Raw genomic sequence first — 16,662 nt, 5'->3', positions numbered from 1 at the left:
AGCGCCGCCGTCAGCGTCGTCTTGCCGTGGTCCACGTGACCGATCGTGCCCACGTTCACGTGCGGCTTGGTGCGCTCGAATTTACCCTTGGCCATTGTCGTCTCTCTTCAAAGTGCTGGGATTGGGATTGAGGGGCGGAACCCGGGCCGGCGCGATCCGCACCGGCCCCGGGCCTCCGACTCGGCCTTTAAGCCTTCTTGATCACCGCCTCGGCGATGTTGGCCGGGGCTTCGGCGTAGTGGTCGAACTCCATGGTGAAGGTCGCGCGGCCCTGCGACATCGAGCGCAGGGTGGTCGCGTAGCCGAACATCTCGCCGAGCGGAATCATCGCGTTGATGACCTTGCCCGACGGGCTGTCGTCCTGGCCCTGCAGGATGCCGCGGCGCCGGCTCACGTCGCCCATCACGTCGCCGAGGTACTCCTCGGGGGTGACGATCTCGACCTTCATGATCGGCTCGAGCAGGACCGGGCTGGCCTTCATGAAGCCTTCCTTGAAGGCCATCGAGCCGGCGATCTTGAACGCCATTTCCGACGAGTCGACCTCGTGGTACGAACCGTCGACCAGGCGGACCTTGACGTCGACGACCGGATAGCCGGCCATCACGCCATTGGCCGCGGCTTCCTGGATGCCCTTGTCCACCGCCGGGATGTACTCCTTCGGGATCACGCCGCCGACGATGGCGTTCTCGAATTCGTAGCCCTTACCTTCCTCGTTCGGCGACATCTCGATCCAGACGTGGCCGAACTGGCCCTTGCCGCCGGACTGGCGCACGAACTTGCCTTCGACCTTGACCGGCTTGCGGATGGTCTCGCGGTACGCGACCTGCGGCTTGCCGACGTTGGCCTCGACGTTGAACTCGCGCCGCATGCGGTCGACGATGATCTCGAGGTGCAGCTCGCCCATGCCGGCGATGATGGTCTGGCCGGATTCCTCGTCGGTGCGCACGCGGAAGCTGGGGTCTTCCTGCGCCAGGCGGCTCAGGGCCACGCCCATCTTCTCCTGGTCCGACTTGGTCTTCGGCTCGACCGCCATGTGGATCACCGGCTCCGGGAACGTCATCCGCTCCAAGGTGATGACATGGTCCTGCGCGCACAGCGTGTCGCCGGTGGTGACGTCCTTCAGGCCGACCGCGGCGGCGATGTCGCCGGCGCGCACTTCCTTGATCTCGTCGCGCTGGTTGGCGTGCATCTGCAGGATGCGGCCGATGCGCTCCTTCTTGCTCTTGACCGGGTTGTAGACCTGGTCGCCGGCGCTCAGCACGCCCGAGTAGACGCGGAAGAACGTCAGCGAGCCGACGAACGGGTCGGTCATGATCTTGAACGCCAGCGCCGAGAACGGCTCGTTGTCCGAGGCCTTGCGGCTGGCCGGCTGCTCGTTGTCGTCGATGCCCTGCACCGGCGGGCGGTCCACCGGCGACGGCAGCAGCTGGATCACGGCGTCCAGCATCGCCTGCACGCCCTTGTTCTTGAACGCGGTGCCGCAGAACACCGGCACGATCTCGGTCTTGATCGTGCGCGCGCGGATGCCGGCGATCACCTCGGGCTCGGACAGGTCGCCATCGTTGAGGTACTTGTCCATCAGCTCCTCGGACGCCTCGGCGGCGGCCTCGACCATGAAGCTGCGCGCTTCCTCGGCCTTGGCCTGCAGCTCGGCGGGGATGTCGCGGTACTCGAACTTGGTGCCCTGCGAGGCCGGATCCCAGTGGATCGCCTTCATCTTGACCAGGTCGATCACGCCCTCGAAGTTGTCCTCGGCGCCGATCGGCACCTGCATCGGCACCGCGTAGGCGCCCAGGCGCGACTTCAGCTGCTCGACGACCTTCTCGAAGTTGGCGCCAGTGCGGTCCATCTTGTTGACGAAGGCCATGCGCGGCACGGCGTACTTGTTCGCCTGGCGCCACACGGTCTCGGACTGCGGCTGCACGCCGCCGACCGCGCACAGCACGAACACCGCGCCGTCGAGCACGCGCAGCGAGCGCTCCACCTCGATGGTGAAGTCGACGTGGCCCGGGGTATCGATGATGTTGAACCGATGCTCCGGGAAGTTGTGGTCCATGCCCTTCCAGAAGCAGGTGGTCGCCGCGGACGTGATGGTGATGCCGCGCTCCTGCTCCTGCTCCATCCAGTCCATCGTCGCGGCGCCTTCGTGCACTTCGCCGAGCTTGTGGTTGACGCCGGTGTAGAACAGGATGCGTTCGGTCGTGGTGGTCTTGCCGGCATCGATGTGGGCCATGATGCCGAAGTTGCGGTAACGCTCGATGGGAGTGGTGCGAGCCACGGGACCCTCTCGTAAGTTTTCGAATTCCAGATGGCCGGACGCCGCCCCAGGGGCGGCTTCCGGGTCGCATGGCGGTTTCGCCGCCGCGGCGGCGCCGGACCGGCGCCGTGCGAGGCCCCGTTGCCGGGGCGCTCAGATCACCAGCGGTAGTGAGCGAAGGCCTTGTTCGCTTCCGCCATGCGGTGGGTTTCTTCGCGCTTCTTGATCGCGCCGCCGCGGTTTTCCGAGGCGTCGATCAGCTCGGCGGCGAGCTTGCGCGGCATGCCGTTCTCGCCGCGCTTGCGCGCCGACTCGATCAGCCAACGCATCGCCAGCGCCATGCGGCGCGAGGCGCGCACTTCGACCGGCACCTGGTAGGTGGCGCCGCCGACGCGGCGCGACTTCACTTCGACCGCCGGGGCGACGTTGCCCAGCGCCTTCTCGACCAACTCGAGGGCATTGGCGTTCTTCTCGCCGATGACGTCCATCGCGCCGTAGACGATCTTCTCGGCGACGGACTTCTTGCCGCTCTGCATGACCATATTGATGAAGCGCGCGATCGTCTCGCTGCCGTGCTTGGGATCCGGCAGGATCGAGCGCTGAGGGGCGGAACCTTTACGCGACATGGTGCGTACCTATCCTTTCGTTATCTCGTACGGCGGCCTGGACCGGCCGGTTAGGACTTCGGGCGCTTGGCGCCGTACTTGGAGCGGCCCTGGCGGCGCTTGGCGACGCCGGCGGCGTCGAGCGCACCGCGCACGGTGTGATAGCGCACGCCTGGCAGGTCCTTGACGCGGCCGCCGCGGATCAGCACCACCGAGTGCTCCTGCAGGTTGTGGGTCTCGCCGCCGATGTACGAGATGACCTCGTAACCGTTGGTCAGGCGCACCTTGGCCACCTTGCGCAGCGCCGAGTTCGGCTTCTTCGGGGTGGTGGTGTAGACACGGGTGCAAACGCCACGACGCTGCGGGCAGTTCGCCAGCGCCGGCGAGGCGCTCTTGTAGGTGGTCGCTTGCCGCGGCTTGCGGACCAGCTGATTGATCGTCGCCATCTGGAGCTCTTTGGTGAAAGGCCGCGAGGCCCTTGCGTGAAAAGACGAACGGCAGGCCGAATGCACCCGGCATACCGAGACGAAAAAGTATAGCCCGCGCTCGACGCCACCGTCAACGCGGACTAAACCGAAAGCCCGGGCCGGCCGCCGGAGGGGCGGCGGCCCGGTGCATGCTGCGATCCCGCCCTCCTGGGCCGAACACGAGGCGCTCCCTGCGCCTCATTTCGTGATCTGGACGGCCTCGCGGGGAGGCCGTCGAAAGTGACGCGGCAGCGTAGCTCAGCTCGCGTCGGTTTGCTCGGCCTCGGCCGGGGTTTCCGTGCCTTCGCCGCCCTCGCCGGCCAGGGTCGCCAGCTCGGACTCGGTCAGGCCGGTGGCGCCGCGGCGGCGCTTGGTGTGGTAGGCCAGGCCCGTGCCCGCCGGGATCAGCCGGCCGACGATCACGTTCTCCTTCAGGCCGCGCAGGTTGTCGCGGGTGCCGCGGACGGCCGCCTCGGTCAGTACGCGGGTGGTCTCCTGGAAGGAGGCCGCGGAGATGAACGACTCGGTCGCCAGCGAGGCCTTGGTGATGCCCAGCAGCACCGGCTCGAACTTCGCCGGGATCTCGTTGCGGGCCTCCAGGCGCGCGTTCTCCTCGAGCACGCGCTGGCGCTCGACCTGCTCGCCGTTGAGGAACTTGCTGTCACCGGCGTCGGTGATCTCGACCTTGCGCAGCATCTGGCGAATGATCACCTCGATGTGCTTGTCGTTGATCTTCACGCCCTGCAGGCGATACACGTCCTGGATCTCCTTGACCAGGTACGCCGCCAGCGGCTCCACGCCGAGCAGGCGCAGGATGTCCTGCGGCGCGGGCTCGCCGTCCACGATGGTCTCGCCCTTCTCCACGTGCTCGCCTTCGAACACGATGATCTGGCGGTACTTCGGGATCAGCTCCTCGTGCTCGCCGCCGTCGGCGTCCTTGATGATCAGGCGCTGCTTGCCCTTGGTGTCCTTGCCGAAGCTGACCACGCCCGAGCGCTCGGCCAGGATCGCCGGGTCCTTGGGCTTGCGCGCCTCGAACAGGTCGGCGACGCGCGGCAGACCGCCGGTGATGTCGCGGGTCTTGGAGGCCTCCTGCGGGATCTTGGCGACCACGTCGCCCACGCCGACCGGCGCGCCGTCCTGCAGGTTCACGATCGAGCGCGGCGGCAGCAGGTACTGCGCCGGCAGGTCGGTACCCGGGATGGTCAGGTCCTTGCCGTTCTTGTCGACGATGCGGACGATCGGACGCAGGTCCTTGCCCTGCGAGCCGCGGCGCTTCGGATCGGTGATCTCGCGCGAGGCCAGGCCGGTGAGCTCGTCGGTCTTCTCGATGACGGTGACGCCGTCGACGAAGTCGACGAAGCGGACGAAGCCGGCCACTTCCGACACGATCGGGTGGTTGTGCGGATCCCAGTTCGCGACCTGCTGGCCGGCCTTGACCGCGTCGCCGTCGCGCACGGTGATGGTCGCGCCGTACGGCAGCTTGTAGCGCTCGCGCTCGCGGCCGTGGGCGTCGAGCACCGAGACTTCGCCCGAGCGCGACACCGCGACCAGGTGGCCGCTGGCGTGGTCGACGTGCTTGAGGTTGTTGAACTTGACCGTACCGGTGGTCTTGACCGTGACGTTGTCGATCGCCGCCGCGCGCGAGGCCGCGCCGCCGATGTGGAACGTACGCATGGTCAGCTGCGTGCCCGGCTCGCCGATCGACTGCGCGGCGACCACGCCGACCGCCTCGCCGAGGTTGACCAGGTGGCCGCGGCCGAGGTCGCGGCCGTAGCAGTGCGCGCACACGCCGAAGGCGCTTTCGCAGGTGATGGTCGAGCGGACCTTGATCGACTGCACGCCGGCGTCGTCCAGCTTCTGCACCCACTGCTCGTCGAGCAGGGTGTTGCGGCGGACGATGGGCTCGTCGTCGTTGCCCGGCAGGTACACGTCCTCGGCCACGATCCGGCCGAGCACGCGGTCGCGCAGCGGCTCGACCACGTCGCCGCCTTCCACGATCGGGGTCATGGTCAGGCCGTCGAGCGTGCCGCAGTCGTTCTCGGTGATCACCACGTCCTGGGCCACGTCGACCAGGCGGCGGGTCAGGTAACCCGAGTTCGCGGTCTTCAGCGCGGTGTCCGCCAGGCCCTTGCGGGCGCCGTGGGTCGAGATGAAGTACTGCAGGACGTTCAGGCCTTCGCGGAAGTTCGCGGTGATCGGGGTCTCGATGATCGAGCCGTCCGGCTTAGCCATCAGGCCGCGCATACCGGCCAGCTGGCGGATCTGCGCCTGGCTGCCGCGCGCGCCCGAGTCGGCCATGATGTAGATCGAGTTCATCGACTTCTGCTCGATGACCTCGCCCTTGGCGTTCTCGACCTTGTCGGTGCCGATCGCGTCCATCATCGCCTTGGCCACGCGCTCGTTGGTGCGCGACCAGATGTCGACCACCTTGTTGTAGCGCTCGCCGGCGGTGACCAGGCCCGACTGGTACTGCTCCTGGATCTCCAGCACCTCGGCCTCGGCCTCGGCCAGGATGTCCTTCTTCTCGGCCGGGATGATCATGTCGTCGATGCCGATCGAGACGCCGGCGCGCGTGGCGAACGCGAAGCCGGTGTACATCAGCTTGTCGGCGAACACGACCGTGTCCTTCAGGCCGAGCATGCGGTAGCAGGAGTTGATCAGGCGGCTGATGGCCTTCTTGGTCAGCTCGGTGTTGACCAGGGCGAACGGCAGGCCTTCCGGCAGGATCTCGCGCAGCAGCGCGCGGCCGACCGTGGTGTCCACGATCGAGCTCTTCTCCTCGGCCACGCCGTTGTCGCCCTTGACCGCCTCGGTGATGCGCACCTTGACCTTGGCGTGCAGCTCGACCACGCGGTTGTCGTAGGCGCGCTTCACCTCGGCCACGTTGGCGAACACCATGCCCTCGCCTTTCTTGTTCTCCAGGGCGCGGGTCATGTAGTACAGGCCGAGCACCACGTCCTGCGACGGCACGATGATCGGCTCGCCGTTCGCCGGCGAGAGGATGTTGTTCGACGCCATCATCAGCGCGCGCGCCTCCAGCTGGGCCTCGAGGCTCAGCGGGACGTGCACGGCCATCTGGTCGCCGTCGAAGTCGGCGTTGAACGCGGTGCAGACCAGCGGGTGCAGCTGGATCGCCTTGCCTTCGATCAGCACCGGCTCGAACGCCTGGATGCCGAGGCGGTGCAGGGTCGGCGCGCGGTTCAGCAGCACCGGATGCTCGCGGATCACCTCCTCGAGGATGTCCCACACTTCCGCCTCTTCGCGCTCGACCAGCTTCTTGGCGGCCTTGATCGTGGTGGCCAGGCCGCGGCGCTGCAGCTTGGCGAAGATGAACGGCTTGAACAGCTCCAGCGCCATCTTCTTCGGCAGGCCGCACTCGTGCAGGCGCAGGGTCGGGCCGACCACGATGACCGAACGGCCGGAGTAGTCCACGCGCTTGCCGAGCAGGTTCTGGCGGAAGCGGCCCTGCTTGCCCTTGATCATGTCGGCCAGCGACTTGAGCGGGCGCTTGTTGGTGCCGGTGATGGCGCGGCCGCGGCGGCCGTTGTCCATCAGTGCGTCCACCGACTCCTGCAGCATGCGCTTCTCGTTGCGCACGATGATGTCCGGCGCGTTCAGCTCGAGCAGGCGGCGCAGGCGGTTGTTGCGGTTGATGACGCGGCGGTACAGGTCGTTGAGGTCGGAGGTCGCGAAGCGGCCGCCGTCCAGCGGCACCAGCGGGCGCAGGTCCGGCGGCAGCACCGGCAGCACGGTCAGCACCATCCACTCCGGACGGTTGCCGGACTCGAGGAAGGCCTCGACCAGCTTGATGCGCTTGGTCAGGCGCTTGAGCTTGGTCTCGCTGTTGGTGGAGGCGATCTCCTCCTTCAGCTTCACCATCTCGGCCTGCAGGTCGATCGTGCGCAGCAGCTCGTAGACGGCCTCGGCGCCCATCGACGCCTCGAAGTCGTCGCCGTGCTCCTGGCGCGCCTGCAGGTACTGCTCCTCGGTGAGCAGGCTGCCGCGCTCGAGCGGGGTCAGGCCCGGCTCGGTGACCACGTAGGCCTCGAAGTACAGGATGCGCTCGATGTCGCGCAGGGTCATGTCCAGCATCAGGCCGATGCGGGACGGCAGCGACTTCAGGAACCAGATGTGCGCGACCGGGCTGGCCAGGTCGATGTGGCCCATGCGCTCGCGGCGCACCTTGGCCAAGGTGACCTCGGTGCCGCACTTCTCGCAGACCACGCCGCGGTGCTTCATGCGCTTGTACTTGCCGCACAGGCACTCGTAGTCCTTGATCGGGCCGAAGATGGCGGCGCAGAACAGGCCGTCGCGCTCCGGCTTGAAGGTGCGGTAGTTGATCGTTTCCGGCTTCTTGACCTCGCCGTAGGACCAGGAGCGGATCAGGTCCGGCGAAGCGAGGCCGATCTTGATCGCGTCGAAGTCGATCGTGGTCCGCTGCTGGTTGAAGAGGTTGAGCAGGTCTTTCATTGGATTCTCCGGGATTCGGGATTCGAGATTCGAGATTCGTCAGAGCGGGAGCCGCGCCCGCGGCGCGGCCGCCCGTCCATCCCGAACTCAGTTCTCCTCGAGTTCCATGTTGATCGCGAGCGAGCGGATTTCCTTGACCAGCACGTTGAAGGACTCCGGCATGCCGGCGACCATCTCGTACTCGCCGTCGACGATGTTCTTGTACATCTGGTTGCGGCCCTGCACGTCGTCGGACTTCACCGTCAGCATTTCCTGCAGGGTGTAGGCCGCGCCGTAGGCTTCCAGCGCCCAGACTTCCATCTCGCCGAAGCGCTGGCCGCCGAACTGCGCCTTGCCGCCCAGCGGCTGCTGGGTGACGAGCGAGTACGGGCCGGTCGAGCGCGCGTGCATCTTGTCGTCGACCAGGTGGTTCAGCTTCAGCATGTGCATGTAGCCGACCGTGACCGGCCGCTCGAACGCCTCGCCGGTGCGGCCGTCGTACAGCGTGGTCTGCCCGCCGGTCGGCAGTTCGGCGAGCTCGAGCATGCGCTTGATCTCGGCCTCGGTCGCGCCGTCGAACACCGGGGTGGCCATCGGCACGCCGTCGGTCAGGTTCCTGGCCAGGTTGACCAGCTCCTCGTCGCTGAACTGCGACAGGTCGACGCGCTCGCCGTGCAGCTTGCTGTCGTGGTTGTAGATCTGGTCGAGGAACGCGCGCAGCTCGGCCACGTTCTGTTGCGCCTCCAGCATGCGCTGGATCTTCTGGCCCAGGCCCTTGGCGGCCCAGCCCAGGTGCACCTCGAGGATCTGGCCGATGTTCATGCGGCTCGGCACGCCCAGCGGGTTCAGCACGATGTCGACGGTGGTGCCGTCGGCCATGTACGGCATGTCCTCGACCGGGACGATCGTCGAGACCACGCCCTTGTTGCCGTGGCGGCCGGCCATCTTGTCGCCGGGCTGGATGCGGCGCTTCACCGCCAGGAACACCTTGACCATCTTCAACACGCCCGGCGCGAGGTCGTCGCCCTGGGTGATCTTGGCGCGCTTGTCGGCGAAGCGCTTCTCGAACTCGGCCTTGTGCGCCTCGATCTGCTTCTGCGCGCGCTCGATCGCCTCGACCGCCTCCTCGTCCTTCATGCGCAGCGAGAACCAGTCCTTCTTCGGCAGGCTGTCCAGCACCAGCGAGGTGACCGTATCGCCCTTCTTCAGGCCCGGGCCGCCGTTGGCGACCTTGCCGACCAGCTGCGAACGCAGGCGGTCGTAGATCGCGGCCTCGAGGATGCGGAACTGGTCGTCGAAGTCCTTCTTGACCCGGCGGATCTCGCTTTCCTCGATCTGCTTGGCGCGCTTGTCCTTCTCGATGCCGTCGCGGGTGAACACCTGCACGTCGATGACGGTGCCGTCCATGCCCGGGGGCACGCGCAGCGAGCTGTCCTTAACGTCCGAGGCCTTCTCGCCGAAGATCGCGCGCAGCAGCTTCTCTTCCGGCGTCAGCTGCGACTCGCCCTTCGGCGTGACCTTGCCGACCAGGATGTCGCCGGCGCGCACCTCGGCGCCGATGTACACCACGCCCGACTCGTCGAGGCGGTTCAGCGCCTGCTCGGACACGTTCGGGATGTCGGCGGAGATCTCCTCCGGCCCCAGCTTGGTGTCGCGGGCGACGCAGGTCAGCTCCTCGATGTGGATCGTGGTGTAGCGGTCCTCCTTGACCACGCGCTCGGAGAGCAGGATCGAGTCTTCGAAGTTGTAGCCGTTCCACGGCATGAACGCGACCAGCATGTTCTGGCCGAGCGCGAGCTCGCCGATGTCGGTCGACGGGCCGTCGGCCAGCACGTCGCCGCGCTCGACGCGGTCGCCCACGTTCACCAGCGGACGCTGGTTGATGCACGTGTTCTGGTTGGAGCGGGTGTACTTGACCAGGGAGTAGATGTCGACGCCCGCGTCGGTCTCGCCGGAGATCTCGCTCTCGTTGACCTTGACCACGATGCGGCCGGCGTCGACCTGCTCGACCGTGCCGCCGCGGCGGGCGTTCACGGTCACGCCGGAGTCGCGCGCCACGGCCCGCTCGATGCCGGTGCCGACCAGCGGCTTCTGCGCGCGCAGCGTCGGCACGGCCTGGCGCTGCATGTTCGCGCCCATCAGCGCGCGGTTGGCGTCGTCGTGCTCGAGGAACGGCACCAGCGCCGCCGCCACCGACACGGTCTGCATCGGCGAGACGTCCATGTAGTGGATCTCGCTCGGCGGGCGCAGCATCGACTCGCCCTGGTAGCGGCAGGCGACGAACTGGGCGGTGATGTTGCCCTTCTCGTCCTGCGGCGCGTTGGCCTGGGCGATGACGTACTCGTTCTCCTCGATCGCCGACAGGTACTCGACCTCGTCGGTGACCTTGCCGTCCACGACCTTGCGGTACGGCGTCTCGAGGAAGCCGTACTTGTTGGTGCGGGCGAACACCGCCAGCGAGTTGATCAGGCCGATGTTCGGGCCTTCCGGCGTCTCGATGGTGCAGACGCGGCCGTAGTGGGTCGGGTGCACGTCGCGCACCTCGAAGCCGGCGCGCTCGCGGGTCAGGCCGCCCGGGCCGAGCGCGGAGACGCGGCGCTTGTGGGTGACCTCCGACAGCGGGTTGTTCTGGTCCATGAACTGCGACAGCTGCGAGGAGCCGAAGAACTCCTTGATCGCGGCCGCCACCGGCTTGGCGTTGATCAGCTCCTGCGGGGTCAGGCCCTCGGACTCGGCCATCGACAGGCGCTCCTTGACCGCGCGCTCGACGCGGACCAGGCCGACGCGGAACACGTTCTCGGCCATTTCGCCGACCGAACGCACGCGGCGGTTGCCCAAGTGGTCGATGTCGTCCACGGTGCCGCGGCCGTTGCGGATCTCGCACAGCACGCGGATCACGTCGAGGATGTCGGAGCTGGCGCCGCACGTCTCGCGCATGCGCACGGACTCGTCGTCCTTGCGCTCGGCGAAGTACTTGGCGTCGTACAGCACCGGCGCGCCCTCGGTCTCCTTGCGGCCGAGGCGGCGGTTGAACTTCATCCGGCCCACGGCCGAGAGGTCGTAGCGCTCGAAGGTGAAGAACAGGTTGTGGAACAGGTTCTGCGCGGCGTCCTTGGTCGGCGGCTCGCCCGGGCGCATCATGCGGTAGATCTCGACCAGCGCTTCCAGCTGGGTGCGGGTCGGGTCGATGCGCAGGGTGTGCGAGATGTAGGCGCCGCGGTCGAGGTCGTTCACCCACAGGGTGCCGACGGTCTCGATGCCGGCCTTGCGGAACTTGGCCAGCTGCTCGTCGCTGATCTCGTCGTTGGCCGCGGCCAGCAGCTCGCCGGTGGCCGGGTCGACCACGTCGTGGGCGAGGATGCGGCCGAGCAGGTACTCGTCCGGCACCGCCAGCGCGGCGATGCCCGACTGCTCGAGCTGCTTGACGTGGCGCGCGGTGATGCGGCGGCCGGCCTCGACGATCACGCGCTCGCCGTCGGACAGGTCGAAGTTCAGGGTCTCGCCGCGCAGGCGCTCCGGCACCAGCTCGAGCTGCACGCCTTCCTTCGGATCGATGTGGAAGGTGTTGATCTCGAAGAACTCGCGCAGCATCTCCTCGTTCGTGTAGCCGAGCGCGCGCAGCAGCACCGTGACCGGCAGCTTGCGGCGGCGGTCGATGCGGGTGAACAGCGCGTCCTTCGGGTCGAACTCGAAGTCCAGCCAGGAGCCGCGGTAGGGGATGATGCGGGCGCTGTACAGCAGCTTGCCCGAGCTGTGGGTCTTGCCGCGGTCGTGGTCGAAGAACACGCCCGGCGAGCGGTGCAGCTGCGAGACGATGACGCGCTCGGTGCCGTTGACGATGAAGGTGCCGTTCTCGGTCATGAGCGGGATCTCGCCCATGTAGACCTCTTGCTCCTTCACGTACTTGATCGCCTTGGTCGACGACTCGCGGTCGTAGATCACCAGGCGCACGGTCACGCGCAACGGCGCGCCGTAGGACAGGCCGCGGTTGCGGCACTCGCGCTCGTCGAACGCCGGCTCGCCGAGCTTGTAGCCGACGTACTCCAGCGCGGCGTTGCCGCTGTAGCTGACGATCGGGAACACCGACTTCAGCGCCGCGTGCAGGCCCTTGTCCTCACGCTTGGAGGGTTCGACGTTCTCCTGCAGGAATTCGCGGTAGGAGTCGACCTGGATCGCGAGCAGGAACGGCACTTCGAGGATGGACTTGCGCTTGCCGAAGTCCTTGCGGATGCGCTTCTTTTCGGTGAACGAGTACGTCATGGTGAGCTACCGCCTCGGGTTTTGAGCCGGGAATCGGGAGTGGGGATCCGGGAGCCGCCTCTCCTCGTCGTCCGGGCCGCGGACCGCTCCGGAGCGACCGCGAAGCGGGTCCCGCGCTGGCCGGGGACGACGGCTTTGAGGTTGTGGCGAATCTCGAATCTCGAATCTCGAATCCCCTTCTTGGAAAGGGAACTGTCAGTTGGAAGCCGCGGGTATTGCCGGCACCCGCACGCCCTCTGCTGCTGCTTCCAACTACCAACTCGGTTGGGTTTTCTGGTTTACATCAACGGCCAAAGGCCGGGGCCTCCCGGCCCCAGCCTTCGGCGGTCGCCAATGACATCCGGCGACGCAAGTACGGCTTACTTGAGCTCGACGCTGGCACCGGCGGCTTCGAGGTCCTTCTTGAACTTCTCGGCGTCTTCCTTCGACACGCCTTCCTTGACGGTCTGCGGGGCGCCTTCGACGAGGTCCTTGGCTTCCTTCAGGCCCAGGCCGGTGATGGCGCGGACCGCCTTGATGACCTCGACCTTCTTGTCGCCGGCGGCCTTCAGGACCACGGTGAACTCGGTCTGCTCCTCGGCCGGAGCCGCGGCGGCGGCCGGGCCGGCGGCCACGGCGACCGGGGCGGCGGCGGAGACGCCGAACTTCTCCTCGATGGCCTTGACCAGCTCCATCACCTCCATCAGGGTCTTTTCGGCGATGGCGTCGACGATCTGCTCGTTGGAAAGGGACATTTGCGTTTACCTCTGGAAATTGGATCTTGCGAATCGGTGGAAAGGGTTCGTCGCGACGCCGTCAGGCGGTTTCCGCCGCGGCCTCGGCCGGAGCGGTTTCGCCGCCGCCCTGCTTGTCGGCGACCGCCTTGACCGCGCGGGCGAACATCGCCGCCGGTTCGGCCAGCACGCGCGCCAGCATGGCCAGGGCCTGCTCGCGGGTCGGCAGCGAGGCCAGCACCTCGACGTGGCTGGCCGGATACACCTGGCCACCCACGGCGACGACCTTGGCCTGCAGCTTGTCGTTGCCCTTGGCGAATTCCTTGATCAGACGGCCGGCGGCGCCGGGTTCTTCCGTCGAGAACGCGTACAGCAGCGGACCGACGAGCTTGTCCTTGACAACCTCGAATTCGGTACCGGCGACGGCGCGCGCGGCCAGCGTGTTCTTGACGACCTTCAAGTACACGCCGGTCTCGCGGGCCTTCTTGCGCATCGCGGTCATCTGTTCGACCGTGGTGCCCGCGTACTCGGCGGCGACCAAGGAGTGTGCCTTGGCGGCGACCTCGGCCAGCTCGGCGACGACTTCTTGCTTCTGGGTCAGATTGAGAGCCATTGCACTCCTCCAAAAGCCGTGATTCGTGATCCGTGATTCGTGATTCGAACGAGCGATCGCCCTGCCGAACCCGAAGCCGTCTCGCGAGTCCCGACTTCGTCAACTCCGCTCGCGGCTCCTGCCGCTTGCGGTCCTGGGCGGCGCCTTCCGTGACGCCGGGGACGCCGTGCGTCCCGGTGGCTGGCCCTTTCCGGAGATTCCAGAGGGGGCTTCACCATCTGCGCAGGCCGGCTCTTGCGAGTCCGATTAAGCGATCCCGCTGGCGACGACGGCGATTCCCTGCCAACACGAGCTTCCCTGCCCGTCGTCGTCGCGCGCTGACCGCACCTGCGGTCTTTGACGGCCCGCTTCGGATCGGAACCCTCCGCGACGCCCTCAAAAACTTGGCGGCGGAGATTGCGCTCCGCCCGCCGCTTCGCCCGTCGCTCCCGAGAAGGCGGGAAACCGGGGCTACGAATTGCACTGCAACAACAGAACCGAGTCGCCGCCCCGCCTCCGCGGGGATGGCGCATCGGCGAAGGCGCGCGCGCCGAGCGCGGCGCGCCTATGCGTCACTTCAGCGCCAGCGACGCCTGGTCCACGGTCACGCCGGGGCCCATGGTGGTGCTGATCGAGATCTTCTGCAGGTACTGGCCCTTGGCGGTGGCCGGCTTGGCCTTGATCAGGTCCAGCAGCAGCGCCTGCAGGTTGTCCTTCAGCGAGGCGTCCTCGAAGTTGGCCTTGCCGATGGTGCAGTGGATGATGCCGGCCTTGTCGGTGCGGTAGCGCACCTGGCCGCCCTTGGCGTTCTTCACCGCCTCGGCCGGGTTCGGCGACACGGTGCCGACCTTCGGGTTCGGCATCAGGCCGCGCGGGCCCAGCACCTGGCCCAGCTTGCCGACCACGCGCATCGCATCCGGGGTGGCGATGACGACATCGTAGTTCAGGTCGCCGGCCTGCATCTTCTCGGCCAGGTCGTCCATGCCGACCACGTCGGCGCCGGCGGCCAGGGCCTCGTCGGCCTTCGCGCCCGGCGGGCAGAACACCGCCACGCGCACGGTCTTGCCGGTGCCGGCCGGCAGCACGGTCGAGCCGCGCACCTGCTGGTCGGACTTCTTCGCGTCCACGCCCAGGCGCACGGCGACGTCGACGGACTCGACGAACTTGGCGCGGGTCGCGGTCTTGACGATCTTGATCGCCTCGTCGATCGCGTAGGTCTTGCCCGGAACGACGGCGGCCTTGATGGCCTTCTGACGCTTGCTCATTGCCATTGCTTAGCCCTCCACCACCAGACCCATGCTGCGGGCCGAACCCGCGATCGTGCGCACCGCCGCGTCCAGATCGGCCGCGGTCAGGTCGGGCTCCTTCTGCTTGGCGATGTCCTCAAGCTGCTTGCGGGTGACCTTGCCGACCTTCTCGGTGTTCGGGCGCTTGGAACCGGACTGGATGCCGGCGGCCTTCTTCAGCAGGATCGTCGCCGGCGGGGTCTTGGTGACGAAGGTGAAGGTGCGGTCCGAATACGCGGTGATCACCACCGGAATCGGCAGGCCCGGCTCGAGCTTCTGCGTGGCGGCGTTGAACGCCTTGCAGAACTCCATGATGTTCAGGCCGCGCTGGCCGAGGGCGGGACCCACCGGCGGCGACGGGTTGGCCTGGCCGGCCTTGACCTGCAGCTTGATGTAACCGACTACTTTCTTAGCCATTTCTGCTCTCCGGGTGCTAGCGCCTGCTGTTCAGGCTCCCCATCGGGCCGGGAAAGGCACGTGTCCCGGCATTCACGTTCGTTTCGCGCCCGGAGCCGCCGTCGCAACGGCGACGGCCGCCGTGCGGCGGCCGGGGCGTCCGGCCCGCCCAGGCGGCGGCGAGCCGGCAACTATAGCAGGAATTTCGGCGTCGGGCGGGCGAGCCGAGGCTGAACGGGCCGGGCCGCCGCTTACGCCTTCTCGACCTGGCCGAACTCGAGCTCCACCGGGGTCGACCGGCCGAAGATCAGCACCGCCACGCGCAGGCGGCTCTTCTCGTAGTTGATCTCCTCGACCACGCCGTTGAAGTCGTTGAACGGACCGTCGATGACCCGGACCATCTCGCCCGGCTCGAACAGCACCTTCGGCTTGGGCTTCTCCACGCCCTCCTGCACGCGCTGCAGGATGGCGTCGGCCTCCTCGTCGCGGATCGGCAGCGGGCGGTCGGCGGTGCCGCCGATGAAGCCCATCACCTTCGGCGTTTCCTTGACCAGATGCCAGCACTCGTTGTCGATGCGCGGAATGCCGGCCTCGTCGCGGGTCTCGATCTGGACCAGGACGTAGCCCGGGAAGAACTTGCGCTCGGAACGGCGCTTCTGGCCGGAACGCATCTCCACGACCTCTTCGGTTGGGACCAGCACCTCGCCGAACTTGTCCTGCATCCCGGCGCGGGCGATGCGGTCGCGCAGCGCCTGCGCCACCGACTTCTCGAAGCCGGAGTAGGCGTGCACCACGTACCAGCGTTTTTGGATCTCGCTCATATTTCTCAACGCCCCAGCAGGTATTTGACCGCCGCCTGGATCACCAGGTCGAAACCGGCCAGGAGCAGGCTCAGCACGGCGACCGCGATCATCACCACCCAGGTGGTGCGCAAGGCTTCCTGGCGCGTCGGCCAGACCACCTTGCGCAGCTCGAAGCGCGATTCGGACAGGAATTCGCGGGTCTGCGCGCCCTTGGCGGTGACCAGGAACACGCCCGCGCCCAGCACCAGCCCGGCGACCACGACCAGCGCGCGCAGCGGGCCGGCCCACTGGTCGAAGTAGATGTAGGCGGCGACGCCGGCCGCGACCAGCAACAGCGCCAGCACGTACTTGGCGATGTCGCCGGCGGAGGCGCCCCCGGATTGTTCGACCTTGCTATTCATCCAATCCATCGCGCGGCGCCGGGCCGCGTTCTCGGTTGAGAGCCCGGCCGCGCGCGGCCGGACTGTTGCGGAGGGATCCGCGTCTGCTGGCACGCCAGGAGGGACTCGAACCCCCAACCTGCGGTTTTGGAGACCGCTGCTCTGCCAATTGAGCTACTGGCGTACACGTTCGAACAGTTTAGCCGTCGCGGCCGGATCGCGCGATTCGGCCCGCCTGAGACGGCGACGGCGAGCCGTCGCCGGCTCGCCCTTGGATCGCCTCTCCGGCGGAGCCGCCCTGAGACCGCCGCGCCGCCGGAAAGTGGCGCCCCGGCATGGCCGGCGCGCACCGGAGCTCACTTGATGATCTTGCTCACCACGCCCGCGCCGACGGTGCGGCCGCCCTCGCGGATCGCGAAGCGCAGGCCCTCGTCCATCGCCACCGGGTTGA

13 protein-coding genes and 1 tRNA gene are annotated in these 16,662 nt (G+C 67.5%); all 14 read right to left on the bottom strand.

Going from position 1 to position 16,662, the window contains the following annotated elements; translation table 11 throughout:
* On the bottom strand, nucleotides 1-95 hold a 95-nt coding region (locus EDC50_RS16150), incomplete at its 3' end, for a GTP-binding protein (protein ID WP_038054197.1).
* 92 nt (nucleotides 96-187) lie between these two features.
* Complete coding sequence (gene fusA, locus EDC50_RS16145) at nucleotides 188-2,278, bottom strand: elongation factor G (RefSeq protein ID WP_123771591.1); 2,091 nt, start codon at nucleotides 2,276-2,278, stop codon at nucleotides 188-190.
* Between the two features lie 137 nt (nucleotides 2,279-2,415).
* Nucleotides 2,416-2,883 (bottom strand): 30S ribosomal protein S7, encoded by a 468-nt coding sequence (gene rpsG, locus EDC50_RS16140; protein ID WP_123771589.1) that lies wholly within the window; start codon nucleotides 2,881-2,883, stop codon nucleotides 2,416-2,418.
* A gap of 50 nt (nucleotides 2,884-2,933) precedes the next feature.
* A complete protein-coding gene (gene rpsL / locus EDC50_RS16135; RefSeq protein WP_123771588.1) occupies nucleotides 2,934-3,308 on the bottom strand; it encodes a 30S ribosomal protein S12 in 375 nt (124 codons plus the stop codon).
* A 279-nt stretch (nucleotides 3,309-3,587) separates the two neighbouring features.
* Nucleotides 3,588-7,802 carry a DNA-directed RNA polymerase subunit beta' gene (rpoC, locus tag EDC50_RS16130; RefSeq protein WP_123771586.1) on the bottom strand — a complete coding sequence of 1,405 codons (4,215 nt, stop codon included), beginning with the start codon at nucleotides 7,800-7,802 and terminating at the stop codon, nucleotides 3,588-3,590.
* 87 nt (nucleotides 7,803-7,889) lie between these two features.
* The gene (gene rpoB / locus EDC50_RS16125; protein WP_123771584.1) at nucleotides 7,890-12,041 is read right to left on the bottom strand and encodes a DNA-directed RNA polymerase subunit beta; all 4,152 of its coding nucleotides are present in this window, start codon (nucleotides 12,039-12,041) and stop codon (nucleotides 7,890-7,892) included.
* A 359-nt stretch (nucleotides 12,042-12,400) separates the two neighbouring features.
* Nucleotides 12,401-12,775, bottom strand: coding sequence for a 50S ribosomal protein L7/L12 (gene rplL / locus EDC50_RS16120; RefSeq protein WP_123771582.1), 375 nt, complete (start codon nucleotides 12,773-12,775; stop codon nucleotides 12,401-12,403).
* Nucleotides 12,776-12,836: 61 nt separating this feature from the next.
* Nucleotides 12,837-13,367, bottom strand: coding sequence for a 50S ribosomal protein L10 (gene rplJ / locus EDC50_RS16115; protein ID WP_123771581.1), 531 nt, complete (start codon nucleotides 13,365-13,367; stop codon nucleotides 12,837-12,839).
* A 551-nt stretch (nucleotides 13,368-13,918) separates the two neighbouring features.
* Nucleotides 13,919-14,617, bottom strand: coding sequence for a 50S ribosomal protein L1 (gene rplA, locus EDC50_RS16110; RefSeq protein WP_123771579.1), 699 nt, complete (start codon nucleotides 14,615-14,617; stop codon nucleotides 13,919-13,921).
* A gap of 3 nt (nucleotides 14,618-14,620) precedes the next feature.
* Nucleotides 14,621-15,049 carry a 50S ribosomal protein L11 gene (gene rplK / locus EDC50_RS16105; RefSeq protein WP_123771578.1) on the bottom strand — a complete coding sequence of 143 codons (429 nt, stop codon included), beginning with the start codon at nucleotides 15,047-15,049 and terminating at the stop codon, nucleotides 14,621-14,623.
* Between the two features lie 230 nt (nucleotides 15,050-15,279).
* Nucleotides 15,280-15,849, bottom strand: coding sequence for a transcription termination/antitermination protein NusG (gene nusG / locus EDC50_RS16100; protein WP_123771576.1), 570 nt, complete (start codon nucleotides 15,847-15,849; stop codon nucleotides 15,280-15,282).
* Between the two features lie 5 nt (nucleotides 15,850-15,854).
* Nucleotides 15,855-16,232 carry a preprotein translocase subunit SecE gene (gene secE / locus EDC50_RS16095; protein ID WP_123771574.1) on the bottom strand — a complete coding sequence of 126 codons (378 nt, stop codon included), beginning with the start codon at nucleotides 16,230-16,232 and terminating at the stop codon, nucleotides 15,855-15,857.
* An 87-nt stretch (nucleotides 16,233-16,319) separates the two neighbouring features.
* Nucleotides 16,320-16,395 (bottom strand) — tRNA-Trp (locus EDC50_RS16090).
* Nucleotides 16,396-16,567: 172 nt separating this feature from the next.
* Nucleotides 16,568-16,662 (bottom strand): EF-Tu C-terminal domain-related protein (locus EDC50_RS16085; protein ID WP_484606927.1); only part of this gene is annotated, 95 nt, incomplete at its 5' end.

Source organism: Vulcaniibacterium tengchongense, from assembly GCF_003814555.1.
GTDB classification, from domain to species: Bacteria; Pseudomonadota; Gammaproteobacteria; order Xanthomonadales; family Xanthomonadaceae; genus Vulcaniibacterium; species Vulcaniibacterium tengchongense.
The sequence above is the reverse complement of the archived record's forward strand: the minus strand, read 5'-3'. Positions and strand labels throughout refer to the sequence as shown.